12 protein-coding genes are annotated in these 14036 nt (G+C 68.4%); 5 read left to right on the forward strand and 7 right to left on the reverse strand.

Annotation, left to right across the window (positions count from 1 at the left end; translation table 11 throughout):
• Nucleotides 1-19: 19 nt before the first annotated feature.
• The 4 genes from QF040_RS26405 to QF040_RS26420 form a co-directional block, all read right to left on the reverse strand.
• On the reverse strand, nt 20-1021 hold the full coding sequence (locus tag QF040_RS26405) for a Bug family tripartite tricarboxylate transporter substrate binding protein (protein WP_429613463.1): 1002 nt from the start codon (nt 1019-1021) through the stop codon (nt 20-22).
• Between the two features lie 49 nt (nt 1022-1070).
• Nucleotides 1071-1952, reverse strand: a complete 882-nt coding sequence (locus QF040_RS26410) for an isocitrate lyase/PEP mutase family protein (protein ID WP_429613464.1) — start codon at nt 1950-1952, stop codon at nt 1071-1073.
• 68 nt (nt 1953-2020) lie between these two features.
• Nucleotides 2021-2527, reverse strand: coding sequence for a 3-isopropylmalate dehydratase (locus QF040_RS26415; protein WP_429613465.1), 507 nt, complete (start codon nt 2525-2527; stop codon nt 2021-2023).
• Nucleotides 2524-3795: a 3-isopropylmalate dehydratase large subunit gene (locus tag QF040_RS26420; RefSeq protein WP_429613466.1), complete on the reverse strand. Its 1272-nt coding sequence runs from the start codon at nt 3793-3795 to the stop codon at nt 2524-2526. The genes QF040_RS26415 and QF040_RS26420 overlap by 4 nt, the downstream gene beginning before the upstream one ends.
• Before the next feature lie 216 nt (nt 3796-4011).
• On the opposite strand from QF040_RS26420, the gene QF040_RS26425 reads away from it, so the two are divergent.
• Nucleotides 4012-4770 carry an IclR family transcriptional regulator gene (locus QF040_RS26425; RefSeq protein WP_429613467.1) on the forward strand — a complete coding sequence of 253 codons (759 nt, stop codon included), beginning with the start codon at nt 4012-4014 and terminating at the stop codon, nt 4768-4770.
• A 39-nt stretch (nt 4771-4809) separates the two neighbouring features.
• Here QF040_RS26425 and QF040_RS26430 read toward each other — a convergent pair whose 3' ends face one another.
• Nucleotides 4810-6069, reverse strand: a complete 1260-nt coding sequence (locus QF040_RS26430; protein WP_429613468.1) for a helix-turn-helix domain-containing protein — start codon at nt 6067-6069, stop codon at nt 4810-4812.
• Nucleotides 6070-6202: 133 nt separating this feature from the next.
• Between QF040_RS26430 and QF040_RS26435 the strand changes: the two genes are divergently transcribed.
• Nucleotides 6203-8311 (forward strand): PQQ-dependent dehydrogenase, methanol/ethanol family, encoded by a 2109-nt coding sequence (locus QF040_RS26435; RefSeq protein ID WP_429613469.1) that lies wholly within the window; start codon nt 6203-6205, stop codon nt 8309-8311.
• Between the two features lie 252 nt (nt 8312-8563).
• Here the strand turns inward: QF040_RS26435 and QF040_RS26440 are convergent, their stop codons facing one another.
• Entirely contained in the window at nt 8564-9538 is a 975-nt protein-coding gene (locus QF040_RS26440; protein ID WP_307612861.1) for a tripartite tricarboxylate transporter substrate-binding protein, read from the reverse strand.
• Between the two features lie 420 nt (nt 9539-9958).
• Here QF040_RS26440 and QF040_RS26445 point away from each other — a divergent pair, with 420 nt between their 5' ends.
• Nucleotides 9959-10531: a type 1 glutamine amidotransferase domain-containing protein gene (locus QF040_RS26445; protein ID WP_429613470.1), complete on the forward strand. Its 573-nt coding sequence runs from the start codon at nt 9959-9961 to the stop codon at nt 10529-10531.
• Between the two features lie 15 nt (nt 10532-10546).
• Here the strand turns inward: QF040_RS26445 and QF040_RS26450 are convergent, their stop codons facing one another.
• Nucleotides 10547-11716, reverse strand: coding sequence for a citrate synthase (locus QF040_RS26450; RefSeq protein WP_429613471.1), 1170 nt, complete (start codon nt 11714-11716; stop codon nt 10547-10549).
• Between the two features lie 82 nt (nt 11717-11798).
• Between QF040_RS26450 and QF040_RS26455 the strand changes: the two genes are divergently transcribed.
• Complete coding sequence (locus QF040_RS26455) at nt 11799-12923, forward strand: citrate synthase/methylcitrate synthase (RefSeq protein WP_429613472.1); 1125 nt, start codon at nt 11799-11801, stop codon at nt 12921-12923.
• A 109-nt stretch (nt 12924-13032) separates the two neighbouring features.
• Nucleotides 13033-14028, forward strand: coding sequence for a hypothetical protein (locus QF040_RS26460; protein ID WP_429613473.1), 996 nt, complete (start codon nt 13033-13035; stop codon nt 14026-14028).
• Nucleotides 14029-14036 lie beyond the last annotated feature (8 nt).

The raw sequence follows: 14036 nt of genomic DNA on the forward strand, positions 1-14036 counted from the left end.
ACCGACTTTCGGCCGCGGTTCAATCGAGCTGCAACCCCGCCTCCTGCGCCGCCTTGGGCAGTACCGCCAGCTCGCGCTTGAGCACCTCTGCAAAGGCTTCGGGCGTGTTGCCCGTCGCCGGCGCCACGCCGCCCAGTTCATTGAGCCGTTTGCGGAAGGCCGGCTCGGCGGTGATCCTGGCGATCTTCTCGCCGAGCAGCTTCACCACCGGCGCGGGCGTCTTGGCGGGCGCCACCACGCCGAACCAGACATCGAAGTCCACCCCGCCCGGCACGCCCTGCTCGGTGAGCGTCGGCACGTCGGGCCACAGTTCGGAGCGGCCGTTGCGCAGCTGGCCGATGGCCTTGAGCTTGCCCGACTGGATGAAGCTGCGAACGTCGCCCGTGCCCAGCAGGCCCCAGGTCACTTCGTTGGCCATCAGCGCCTGCACCAACGGCGCGCCGCCCTTGTAGGGCACGTGCGTGAAGTTGCCGTCGGCATTGGCGTTGAAGGCTTCCGACGCCAGGTGCGACAGCCCGCCCGCGCCGGCCGACCCGTAGGGCATGCCGCCCTTGCCGGCCTTCTTGCCCGCGGCCAGCAGCTCCTGCACGTTCTTGTACGGCGACTTCTCGGGCACCACCAGCAGCAGCGGCGCGAGCGAAACACGCGAGACCGGCACGAAGTCCGTGGCCTGAAAGCCCGCCTTCTTGTAGATGACCGGGTTGATCGACAGCATGCCCGTGAGTGTCACCGCCAGCGTGTGGCCATCGGCCGCGCTCTGCGCCACGTTGATCATGGCGATGTTGCCGCCCGCGCCGGGCCGGTTCTCGACCACCACGGTCTGCCCCAGCTCCTCCTGCAGGCGCGGGCTCAGCATGCGAGCGGCCACGTCGGTCGCGCCGCCCGGGGGATAGGGAACCACCAGCCGGATCGGCTTGGTCGGATAGGCGCCGGCGTCGCCTTGCGCCATGGCGAAAGTGCCCAGGCCCAAGGCCAATGTTCCTGCCGCGACGACGCGGCCGATGAGGGTAAGAGTACGCACGTTGTTGCTCCTGGTTTTTCTTTGAGGGGACGGGAACGAAAGGGCCGCGCTAGCGGGCGCCGCCGGTCTCGTACCGGGCCTGTCGTTCTTCGAGCGCGTGCCAGCCGATGAGGTCCTTGAAGTCGGCCATCGGCGTCTGCGCGAATGGCAGGTCGGCGAAATCGCCCGAGCGGCGGCGCGCCAGCTCGCGCAGGTTGGCCTGCACCGTGTGCACGGTGGTCAGCAGGCCCGCGATCGGATAGCTGGCGATCGCCGCCACGCTCTCGATCTGCTCGCGTGTCAGCGCGGTCATCCAGGTGCCGGCCATCAGCATCAGCGAGAGCCGTCGGCCGCAGGCTTCGCGCAGCTGCACGAGCTGTTGGTAGCTGTTGAACGTGCGCGAGATGGGCTGGATCAGGTCGGCGCCGGCCTCCGCGTAACGGGCGGCGCGCTCCAGCGCCTCGCCGGGGTCCTGCGCGTCGGTGCGCGCGACGATCAGCAGGTCCGGGTCGGTGCGCGCATCGAGCGCGGCCTTGATGCGCGCGAGCGCGTCGTCGATCGACACCAGCGTGGACGTCGGCGTGGCGGCGGGGCAGCGCTTGGGGCTGACCTGGTCTTCCAGCTGCAGGGCCGCGGCGCCGGCCTTCTCGAACTCGCGCACCGCCCGGCCCACGTTGAGCACGCTGCCGTAGCCTGTGTCCGCGTCCACGAAGATGGGCTTGCGAACGACGTTGGCCATGCGGTTCACAGTGGCCACGTTTTCGCTGAGCGTGTACAGCTCCATGTCGGGCTGGCCCAGCAGCGCGGCCGAGATGCCGAAGCCCGTGCTGAAGATGCCGTCGAAATCCGACTGGTCCACCAGCAGTGCCGACAGCGCGTCCTGCGCGCCGCCGCACCAGAGGGTGGGGCCGTGGGTGATGCGCTGGCGCAGCGCCTGGCGAGATGAGGTCATCGTTTGTCTCCTGAAAAAAGTGCGCCGCGGCCCGGCATGGGCGCTGCGCCATGGGCTTGCAGAAAAGGTCAGGCCGTGCGGCGCTTCAGATACGGAATGAGCCCGCCCGCGTCCAGCATGCCGCGCTCGGAATCGGAGAAAGGCTGCAGCGCCAGCATCTGGCCAGAGCGCAGGTTCTTCACTTCGCTCGTGGCCCAGTCGACCGTGAGCTCGTCGCCGCGCGCCGTGGCAGCGCGGATGCCGGGGCAACTCACGAGCGGAAAGCCCATGCTCGTCTCGCCGCGGAAAAACCCGGGCGAGAACGATTCGGCGATCACCGCGGAGATGCCCAGGTGCCGCATCGCGCGCATCGCCGGGTAGTGAGGATGGCCGTAGCCGAAGTTGTGGCCGCCGACCAGCAGGTCGCCTTTGCGCACGCTGGCCGCGAAGCCCGGGGTGTAGTCGGCCATGGCCAGCGCGGCCAGCTCCTTCACGTCGGTGATCTTGATGTTGCGCACGCCGACGATGAGGTCGATGTCGTAGTCGTCTTCCTCGAAGACCCAGGCCACGCGCCCGCGCAGGTTTTCGAGGCTCATGCGAGGGCTCCTGCGGCGGCTTGCGCGAGATATGGGCGCGGATCGGCGATGCGGCCTTCCAGCGCGGAGGCCGCCACCACCGCGGCATTGCAGATGTAGATCTCCGAATCCACGCTGCCCATGCGCCCCGGTGTGTTCAGCGTGCCGGTAGACACGGCGCGTTGGCCGTCGGTCATGGTGGCGATGCGGCCGAAGCAATAGTCGCAGCTGGGCGAACTGATGAAGGCGCCCGCTTCGACCAGCACCTCGATCAGTCCTTCGCGCGCGGCGGCCGCCATGATGGCCTTCGACGTGGGCACGACGTGCAACTGGAAGCCCGGTTGGATATGCCGCCCGCGCAGCACCTCGGCCGCGATGCGCAGGTCCTCGAGCCGGCCGCTCGCGCACGAGCCGAGGTAGCCGGTGTGCACCTCCACGCCGGTGAAGTCCTTCAGGTCCCGCGTGTTGGCGGGGCTCGGCGGCACCACGACGATGGGCTCGAGCGCCGAGACATCGATCGTCACCACCTGGTCGTAGTGCGCGTCGGCATCGGGGTACACCGGGTCCAGCGCGATCTTGGAGCGCCCCTGCACATAGGCCAGCGTCTTCGCATCGGGCGCGATGAGCATGGTGGTTGCGCCGAGGAACATGGCCTGGCCGCAGATGGTCTGGCGTCCTTCGATGCTCATCGCGTCGATCACCGGCCCGCACAGCTCCACCACCTTGAAGCAGCAGGAGGCCGGTCCCATCACGCGGACCATGTGGTGGAACACGTCGCGCGCCATCACGCCGGGCTGCAGCGCCCCCGTCAGTTCGACCTTCACGGTCGCGGGCACGGTCAGGGTGAGCGTCTCGGTCACGAAGGACTCGAGCACGCCTTTTCGCGCACCGAAGGCGAAGGTGCCGAAGGCCCCCAGCTGGCTCACATGGCCGTCGAAGTGAACGGCAAAGGCGCCCGGCGTGGCGTAGCCCAGTTCGGCAGCCACCTGGTGGCCGATGCCCTCGCGTTCGTGCACCGGCACGCCTTGTTCCTTGCCCCAGGCGCGGGTGATCTTGTGCAGCTCTTCTTCCTTCGGGGCGGTGGCCGGGACCATGTGGTCGATGAACAGCACGAAGCGCTCGGGGCGCGCGACCTTCTCGATCCCGAAGTCCTCGCGCGTTTCCTTGAAGAACACGTCGGTGTAGCCGGGAAAGTCGTAGGCGATCACGAAGTCCGGCCGGGCGGTGATCTCTTCGCCGGGTGCCACGCTGGACCTGCCTGCTGCGCGGGCGAGGATCTTCTCTGTCATCGTCTGGGGCATCTTCTTCATTTCCACGATATGGGAGTTCGGTGGGTTCAGATACCTATTACATTCGAGCGAATTCCTCCGCTCTTGGGGAACAACCCGAATTACTGCCGCATTGTGGAAACTAAACGCCGAGCCCCTGTTGCGAAGACTGCCACTCCCGCGTCCCCGCCGCCTTCCGAGAACGGCGCACGCTCGGGCACCCAGAGCATCGAGCGCGTGGTGGGCATGCTGCGCGTCGTCGCTTCTCGCGGCCGGCGCGGCATGCGCATCGCCGACGTCGTGAGCCTGAGCGGCCTGCCCATGTCCACGTGCTTTCGCATGCTGCAGCGGCTGGAGGTGGAGGGGCTCCTGGTGCGCGACCTGCTCACCCGCAAGTACCACCTGGGGCCGCTCCTGTACGAGCTGGGCATGCTGGCCCAGCCGCACTATCAATTGAGCGAGCTGTGCGACGAGGCGCTGCGCACCATCGCCGACCTCACGCAGGACACGGTCTACCTGAGCGAGCGGCGAGGGCCCGAGTCCATCTGCACCAGCCGGGCGCTGGGCGCCTACCCGATCAAGGCGCTGACGCTCGATGTGGGCATTCGCCGTCCCATGGGCGTGGGCGCCGGCGGCCTGGCGATCCTGAGCGCGCTGCCGGAGGCGGAGGCCGAGCTGATCGTCGCGGCCAACGAGGCCCGCTATGCCAAGTTCGGCGCCTTCGAGCCGGGCTTCCTTCGCGAGGCCATCGCGCAGACGCGCGCGCAGGGCTATTCATTTCTGGACAGCGCGGCCACGCCTGGCGCGGCGGCCATCGGCGTGGCGTTTCCGCCCGACAACCCGGTCGCGGCGGTGAGCGTGGCGGCCATCTCCAGCCGTATGGGACCGGCGCGGCGCGCCGAGGTGGCCCAGATCATCCACCAGCAGGTGCGTGCGATCTGCGTGCTGCTCGAGGCCAAGTCGGCGGCCCCGTCATCGGGCCGTGACAGCGATTGACCGGCCGGCCTGCTTTCGCCTGCCCGCCTGACCGGAACGTCAGGAGCCCCAACCCCGCATGCGTCGATAGAGCGTGCCGCGCGACACGTTGAGCTGACGCGCCGCCTGCGACACGTTGCCGCCGTGCGCCGCGAGCGTCTCTTCGATCAGCTTGCGGCTGTGTTCGCGCAATGTTCCGGTCTGCGGCGCCTGCTCGTCGTCGATGGCGCTCGTGCAGTGTTCGTCGGCAGTGGCCGCATCGATCGCATCGAACCCACCGACCGTGTGTGCGATGGGCGTCGACGCATGCAGGGCGGGCATCGCCACCGCATGCTTGAAGTCCACGCCGTCCGCGCCCTTCAGATGCGCCTGCACCCACACGCCCAGGCCGCTCGCAAGCCGCAGCGGCTGCGCGGATTCGCGGCGCCCCAGCCGCAGCAGGCTCGCGAGGTCGTGGCCCAGCAGGCATTCCACATCGCGCTCGTCCGCCGCCTCGGGCAAGCGCCCGAGCAAGCGCGCGCCCGCGTTGTTGAGCCACGCGATCGTGCCGTCCGGCGCGACGCCGGCGAGCGCCTCCATCGGCGTGCCAAGCAGCGTCGGGCTCGCCTGGAAACGCAGGATGAGGTGGTCGCGCGACTGCGCCTGCAGCAAGCGGTTCTCGATCGTCGTCGCATACAGCGACACCATCGATGCCGCATCGAAACCGAAGCGCCGCGCCTCCACCGTGAGGTCGAGCACGCCGGCGAGGCGACCCGTCACGTCGCGGATCGGCGCGGCGGCGCACTGCATCTCGCGCAGCACGTCGAAGTAGTGCTCCGCACCATCGACCGTGCAGGCCTGTCCGGTGCTCGCGACGATGCCGGGCGCGGTGGTGCCCACGATGCGCTCGGAGATGTTCACGCCCACGCGCGCGGTCTTGCGCAGCACCGGCTGGTGCGCCGCGGCGGGTTGGTGCGTGACGTGCACCACCACGCCTTCGCGGTCGGTGAGGATCACGCGGCAGTCGGTGCCGGCGAGCGCGTGCTCCATCTGTCCGAGCTCCTGCCGCGCCACATCGAGCAGCTCGCGGTTGCGCGCGAGCGTGGCGTGCAGGCGGCTGGGCGTGACGGCATCGAAGGGCACGATGCGCTGGCGGTCGGCATGGGTGCGGGTGCAGCGCATCCATGACTGCAGCACCGCCTCGCCGATGAGGCCCGAGGGCCGCACGCCTTCCTCGAAGAACTGCCGCCGCGCGAGCGCCACGCGCTCCGCGGGCGTGCTGGTGAAGAGCTGGCGCGGCGCATCCGCGGTGCCCAGCCTGTCGAACATGTCGTGAGCCATGGTGCTCGATGCCTCCCTGGATTCGGGGACCACAGCGAATGTGTTCCGCAATGGAACAAGGCTCGATTGGGGAAATCCCGAAGATGAAGGCCGGCGCCGCGCAAACGATCCTTGCAGCACAAGGAGACTCACGATGAAGAAAACCACCACCGGGCTGCATCTGCTGGCCGGCGCATTGTTGTGCCTGGGCGCATCGATGGCGACGGCCCAGAGTCCGCAGGACCGTGCCGCCACCGCGGTGAAGAAGGTCGACGGCAACTTCGTGCGCGCCAACGCGGCGCAGAAAACACCCGACTGGCCCAGCGTCGGCCTCGACTACGCCGAGTCGCGCTTCAGCAGGCTCGACCAGGTGAACGCGGGCAACGTGAAGCAGCTCGGGCTGGTCTGGTCGTACGACCTCGAATCCACGCGCGGGGTGGAAGCCACGCCGCTGGTGGTCGACGGCATCATGTACGTCACCGCTTCGTGGAGCGTGGTGCATGCGATCGACACGCGTACCGGGCAGAAGCTCTGGACCTTCGATCCGCAGGTCGATAAATCGAAAGGCTTCAGGGGCTGCTGCGACGTGGTGAACCGCGGCGTGGCGCTGCACGAAGGCCGTGTCTACGTCGCCGCCTACGACGGTCGGCTCATCGCGCTCGATGCGGCCACGGGACAGAAGGTGTGGGAGAAGAACACCATCGAAGGCCAGAAGGGCAGCTACACCATCACCGGCGCGCCCCGCGTCTTCAAGGGCAAGGTCATCATCGGCAACGGCGGTGCGGAGTACGGCGTGCGCGGCTACGTCACCGCCTACGACGCGAAGACCGGCGACCAGAAGTGGCGCTGGTTCGTGGTGCCGGGCGATCCGGCCAAACCCTTCGAGGACGAATCCATGGCGCGCGCCGCCAAGACCTGGGACCCGAGCGGCAAGTACTGGGAGGCCGGCGGCGGCGGCACCGCGTGGGACAGCTTCGCCTTCGACCCCGAACTCAATCTGATGTACGTGGGCACCGGCAACGGATCGCCCTGGGCGCACAAGGCGCGCAGCCCCAAGGGCGGCGACAACCTGTACCTCGGCTCGGTGGTCGCGCTCGACCCCGACACCGGCAAGTACGTGTGGCACTACCAGGAGACGCCCGGCGACAACTGGGACTACACCTCCACGCAGTCGATGATCCTGGCCAACGTCAAGCTCGGCGGCAAGTCGCGCAAGGTGCTGCTGCATGCGCCGAAGAACGGCTTCTTCTTCGTCATCGACCGCACGAATGGCAAGTTCATCTCGGCAAAGAATTTCGTCGAGGTGAACTGGGCTTCCGGCTACGACAAGAACGGCCGGCCCATCGAGATCGCTGCCGCGCGGCAGAACGAGAAGCCCGGCGACAGCATCCCCGGCCCCTTCGGCGCGCACAACTGGCACCCGATGTCGTTCAACCCGCAGACCGGCCTGGCCTACCTGCCGGCGCAGCACGTGCCGCTCAACCTCATGGACGACAAGGACTGGAAGTTCGACCAGAACGCCCCGGGTCGTCCGCATGCGGCGCTGGGCTGGAACACCGGCATGTTCGCCAACGCCGAGCCGCCCAAGAGCAAGCCCTTCGGCCGCCTCGTCGCCTGGGACCCGGTCGCGCAGAAGGAAGCCTGGGGTGTGGACTACGCCTCGCCCTGGAACGGCGGCACGCTCACCACCGCGGGCAACCTCGTGTTCCAGGGCACGGCCGACGGGCGCCTCCTGGCCTACAACGCCAAGACCGGCGAGAAGCTGTGGGAAACGCCCACCGGCACCGGCGTGGTCGCGGCACCGTCGACCTACATGGTGGATGGCAAGCAGTACGTGTCGGTGGCCGTGGGCTGGGGCGGCGTGTACGGCCTTGCGCAGCGCGCCACCGAGAAGCAGGGGCCGGGCACGGTCTACACCTTCGCGGTCGGCGGCACCGCCAAGATGCCGGACTTCGTGCAGTACCGCATGAGCAAGCTGGTGCAAGGCGTGAAGTACGACCCCGCCAAGGTGCAGGCCGGCACCCTGCTCTACGTGAGCAACTGCGTCTTCTGCCACGGCGTGCCGGGCGTGGACCGCGGCGGCAACATCCCCAACCTCGGCTACATGGATTCGGCCTACATCGAGAACCTGGACAAGTTCATCCTGAAGGGCCCCGCCATGGCGCGCGGCATGCCCGACTTCACCGGCAAGCTCTCGGGGGAGGACATCGAGAGCATCAAGGCGTTCATTCAGGGGACGGCGGACGCGGTCCGGCCGAAGTGAAAAAAGAAAAGCCGCGGGTCACAGGGACTCGCGGCTTCAATGATTCCATTCCGGAAACACCGAGGAACCGGCTTTGCCGGGCCTCCGGTGTTGCCCCCGGTAGGGGGTTGGCGTAGCGACACGAAGTGCGCGCAGCCTGGGGGCGAGTTCAGTGCCACCGAGGAACCGGCTTTGCCGGGCCTCCGGTGTTGCCCCCGGTAGGGGGTTGGCGTAGCGACACGAAGTGCGCGCAGCCTGGGGGCGAGCAACAGGTCAGTCGGCGTATACGCCAGCCGCCTTGATGATCGGCCCCCACTTGGCGATTTCAGCCGAGACGAACTTCTTGTGCTCGGCCGGCTGGGTGCGCTTGTCGGTGGTGATCACCGCGCCCAGCGCTTCTTCGCGCTTGATGAAGCCCGGGTCCTTCATGGCGGCCGTGATGGCTTCGTTCAACTTCTTGAGCACCGGTGCCGGCGTGCCCTTGGGGGCGTACATGCCGTGCCAGATCGACACCTCGAAGTCCTTCAGGCCCGATTCGGACAGCGTAGGCAGGTCCTTCAGCGCCGGCGTCGTCAGGCGCTTGGCGGTGGTCACGGCGTAAGCCTTGACCTTCTTGGCCTCGATCTGCGAGGTGGTGTTGGTGGTCTGGTCGCACAAGAGGTCGATCTGGCCGCCCAGCAGGTCGGCGATGGCGGGGGCCGTGCCCTTGTAGGGAACCGGCGTCATCTCGACCTTGATCGCGCTCTGGAACAGGAGGCCGCACAGGTGCGAGGCGGCGCCCAGGCCGGCGTTGCCCAGGTTGATCTTGCCCTTGTTGGCATCGATCCAGGCCGTCAGTTCCTTGTAGTTGTTGGCGGGCAGGCCGGGCTTGCCGATCAGCGTCATCGGCACTTCGTTGACCATGCCGAGGTATTCGAAATCGGTCTCGACATTGAACGGGAGCTTGCGATAGAGCGCCGGCATCGTGGACATGCCGATGTGGTTCAGGAGCAGCGTGTAGCCGTCGGGGTTGGCGCGCGCCACCTTGGCGGTGCCGATGGAGCTGCCGGCACCGGCGGTGTTGTCCACCACGATGGTGGTGCCGAGCGTCTTCTGCATGGCTTCTGCCAGGTCGCGCGCAACGCGGTCGGTCGGGCCGCCGGCTGCGAAAGGCACCACCAGGGTGACGGTCTTGCCTGCGGGGAAATCCTGGGCGTGAGCGCCGACGGCGGCGGCGGCGATCGCGGTAAGGGCAAGCAATTTCTTCATGAAGTCTCCGGGGCGGTTGAGTTTGAAAATCGGCCGCGATCTTATAGGCTGACCACCGCCTGACCTATACCGAATAGCCCTTAGGCCCGTGACGAAATCCGCCCCTTTGCGTTCGGCGTGGGCGCCCCCTCTTCGGGGCTGCCGGCGCTCGGCTCCCGGGGCATCGCGCGCATGGACGGGCGGCCGGCTTCATCGCCTGTGTGCTCGCACAGTAGGTCGTCATCGCCTGCATGGCGCGGCGCGGCGGCGACGCAAATACGGGCGTGCGGTAAAGCGCCGTAAGAGAAGGTTGCCGCCCGTCGAACTGTCCGACAGGCGGACCCGGCGCATGCCGATGCGAGGGACGTGCGAGCGCCCTAGGGTGAGATTCATTGACCCGAAATTCATCCACCCACCCACTCACTCACAAGGAGCACATTCATGCCCACCATCACCACCTCGTCCCTCGACGGAATGAAGGTCGCCATCCTCGTTGCGGACGGCTTCGAGCAGGTCGAGATGACCGAGCCGCGCGAGGCGCTCGACCGTGCCGGCGCGCACACGCAGATCGTGTCCCCCATGGACGGCAGCGTGCGCGGCTGGAACCACCACGATCCGGCCGACACCTTCGAGGTCGATGTGCCGCTCAAGGGCGCGAAGGCCGAAGACTTCGATGCGCTGCTGCTGCCCGGCGGCGTCGTCAACCCGGACACCTTGCGCATCGACGAGCAGGCCGTGGCCTTCGTACGCGCCTTCCTCGAGGCGGACAAGCCGATTGCCGCGATCTGCCACGGCCCGTGGACCCTGATCGACGCGGGCGGCGTCAAGGGCCGCAAGATGACCTCGTGGCCCTCCCTGCGCGCCGACCTGCAGAACGCGGGCGCGCAGTGGAGTGACAAGGAGGTCGTGGTCGACAGCAACCTCGTGACCAGCCGCAAGCCCGACGACCTGCCGGCCTTCAATCGCGAGATGACGAAGATGTTCGAGCTGGCCTACGAGGCGGCCCTGCACTAGAGCCAATGCGCAGGTTCAGCGCGCGATGTCGGGTCCCGTGTAGCGGGCGCGCGGCCGGATCAGTTGTCCCGTGGCCTGCTGCTCCAGCACGTGCGCCGTCCAGCCGACCGTGCGCGCCAGCGCGAACAGCATCAGCGGCGCATCGGCCGGCAGCTTGTGCACTGTCGCCATGGCGGCCAACGCGAAGTCGATGTTCGCCGCTTCGCCCAACAGCTTCTCGCCGGTGGCGCGCAGTTCGGCGAAAGCCGGCGGCAGTTCGATGACCTCGAGCAACGCGGCGCAGCGCGCATCGCCCGCCGGATAGAGCGGATGCCCGAAGGCCGCGAGCGGGCGGTCATGCGCCAGCCATTCGCGCACCGCGGCTTCGCTGCCGAGCGTCGAGACGCTGCGCATCAGGGCCTGCACGGCGGCCGCCGCACCACCGTGCAAAGGGCCGGTCAGCGTAGACAAGCCCGTGAGCAGGCAGGCCGCGAGCGATGCACCCGTGGAGGCCGTCACGCGCGCGGCGAAAGTCGATGCGTTGAGTTCGTGGTCGGCCATCAGCACCAGTGCGCGGCGCAGCACATCGGCTGCGCGCGGCCGGCGCCAGGCGGCAGCGAGCCGCGTATGCAGGTGCGCCGCTTTAGGAGAAGTCGACGGACCGAGCAGCGCATCGGCGAGCGTGCCGATCACATCCGCGGCTTCGGTCTGCAGCACGCTGCGTGAACGGCCGCGCGAAGGCGGGTCGGTGGCGGCGCGCGCGGCGAGTGCGAGCAAGCCGGCCTGCAACGGCGTCGCGGCTTTGTCGATATGCGCCGGTCCGGAACTCGCGGCCGCGAAACACGGTGGCGCGCTTTCCCACAACAGTCCCGCGATGTCTTCGAGCGTGGCGTGTTGCGCCAGCTCGCAGGCGTCCTGCCCGCGATACCAGAGCCGTCCGTCAGCCACCGTCGACACCGCAGAGGGAAGCACCGGCTCGCCCCACTGGATGGCCTCGCTCGCCACCGTTTCGCTGCTGCGCCGACCGCGCGTGCGCGCCGCGATGCGCTGCACGTCGTCGCGGTGATAGAGGCTGCGGCGCGGGTCCGTCGCATCGGGCTTGGCGCGGACGCGCCCGCGGCTCACGCTCGCATAAAGCGTCTGCGGGCGCACCTGCATCAGTTCGAGCGCTTCGGCAGCGGGAAGCCAGAGAGGAGCCTTGGTCATGTTGATGGAATAGATCAAGATTGACGTCAATATTAGCCTCGCCAGAATCAACGTCATCGTGAAAAACCAGGAGTACGAAGCGATGAATGACGAAGACGGAGTCAGCGGGCTCGAAGGTGTCGTGGCCGCGCACACGGTGCTGTCCGAAGTGGACGGCGCCGCCGGCCGGCTGGTGATCCGCGGCCACCAGCTCGACGAGATCGCGCAGCGGTGGCGCTATGAAGACGTGGTGGCGCTGTTGTTCCAGGGCTTCTTCGACACGGTGCCGAATGCCGCCGCACTGCGCGGCGCCCTCGGCCGCGCGCGCCGCGAAGCCTTCGAGCGCCTGCAGCCCAACGACGACGCGGTGCTGCGCAAGATGCCGCCGATCGAGGCGGTGCGCGCGCTGCTCGCGCGGCTGCCCGATGGCGACGACCTCGCCACCGCATTGCGGCTGGTCGCGGCCCCCGCGGTCTACACGGCCGCCGTGATGCGTTGGCGCCTTGGCGTGCAGGCCCTCGCGCCCGACGAGTCGCTGCCTTATGCGGCCGACATGCTGCGCATGCTGCACGGCCGCACACCCACGGCCGCGCAGGCCGCCGCGCTCGACACCTACCTCGTCACCGTGTGCGACCACGGCCTCAACGCCTCGACCTTTGCGGCGCGCGTGGTCGCATCGACAGGGGCGGGCCTGGCATCGGCGGTGCTCGCCGGCATCAGCGCGCTCAAGGGCCCGCTGCACGGCGGCGCGCCCGGCCCGGTGCTCGATGCGCTCGATGCCATCGGCACCGCGGCCAACGCGCGCCAGTGGCTCGAAGGCGCTGTGGCCAGCGGCCAGCGCCTGATGGGCTTCGGCCATCGCATCTACCGCGTGCGCGATCCGCGCGCCGACGCGCTCAAGGGCGCGCTGCGCCGGTTGAGTGTGGAGGGCAGCGTCAACGCCGCGCGCTTCGAACTGGCCGAGGCCGCCGAGCAGGCCGCACTCGCGATCCTGCGCGAAAAGAAGCCCGACCGCGCGCTGGAGACCAACGTCGAGTTCTACACCGCACTGCTGCTAGAAGCCCTGGGCTTCGGCCGCGAGAGCTTCACCTGCGTGTTCGCCGCGGGCCGCGTGAGCGGATGGGTGGCGCATGCGCGAGAGCAGGTGAAGAAGGGGCGGCTGATCCGACCGCAATCGGTGTACGTGGGCCCCATGCCGCAAGACGCCGATACCGAACTCGCGCACTGAGGCGACCGCTTCTCGGGCGCACCTGTCGCAATCCGATACCCTCGCCGTTTTCGCGCACCGGGGCCTTTGCCGGCCGCACCGCGTGTCATGTAAGGCGAAGGTATCCCCAATGACGACATCCTCCATCGAACGCGCGCAGCGCCTGCCCAAAGACCTCGCGCTGATCGCGCTGGCCATCCAGGCCGGTATCGCTGTGGCCGGCATCGGCGCGCAACTGATCTGGTCGCCTTATGCCGAAGACATGCGCCGGGTCTACGCCACGGCGCAAACCCTGGTGCCGATGCTGTCGTCGGCCTTCGTGAACTGGGCGTTCGCCGCCCTTCTGACCTGGTGCTTCGCACGCCATGCGCTCGATCGCCATGGCCCCGCCGGGCTGGCGCGTCCAGCAGGTGCCCGCGGCATCTTCGGGGTCGTCTTCTTGCTGCTGGTGCTGGCGCAGGGTTATGTGCTGGCGCCGCTGGTCCACCAGGCGGCGCTGTCCTATATCCAGAACACCGCTGGGTCGATGGCCGCTGCGGGCTTTGTCTTCGCGCTGAGTTCGGTGTTGCAGTTGGTGCTGGTGGCGCTGATCGCGTGGTTCGCCTGCTGGCTGGCGCTGCGGCGCCGATCCGGCGGCGGCAGTGACGGCGATGTGAATGCCTCGGCGCCCGCGGCTTCTTCCTCGTCGTCTTCGCGCGCCGCCATCGCATGGGTCGTCGGCGTGTTCTTCGTGTGCCTGCAGATGTTGATGAGCAGCCTGTTCCAGGGCTGGATCGGCATGCAGCAGGCCCCAGGCGCCGGCCCGCTCGTGCTGGGTTGGATCGTCGTGCCGCTGGTGGTGCTGGCTCTGACGTTCTGGGGCGCCTGGATGGGTGCGCGCGAGGCCGCGCAGCCGCGGCCGCTGCGCGCCATCGCCGCGTCGGCGCTGGCTTTCGTGCTGCTGCAGCTGGTCTGCATCGCCATTGCCATCGCGTGGATGCTGTGGGTCCTGCGCCCCGGCCACGTGGGCAACATCGTCGGCCCCGCGGTGGGGCTGGCGGTCATCTACGTGGTTCTGATGGTGATGCTGACGCGTTCGACCGTGGGCTGGCTCTATCGGCGCGTCCAGGCTGCGCCTGCGCAGTGATCGGGTGA

The organism is Variovorax sp. W2I14, from assembly GCF_050435205.1.
GTDB lineage: Bacteria > Pseudomonadota > Gammaproteobacteria > Burkholderiales > Burkholderiaceae_C > Variovorax > Variovorax paradoxus_C.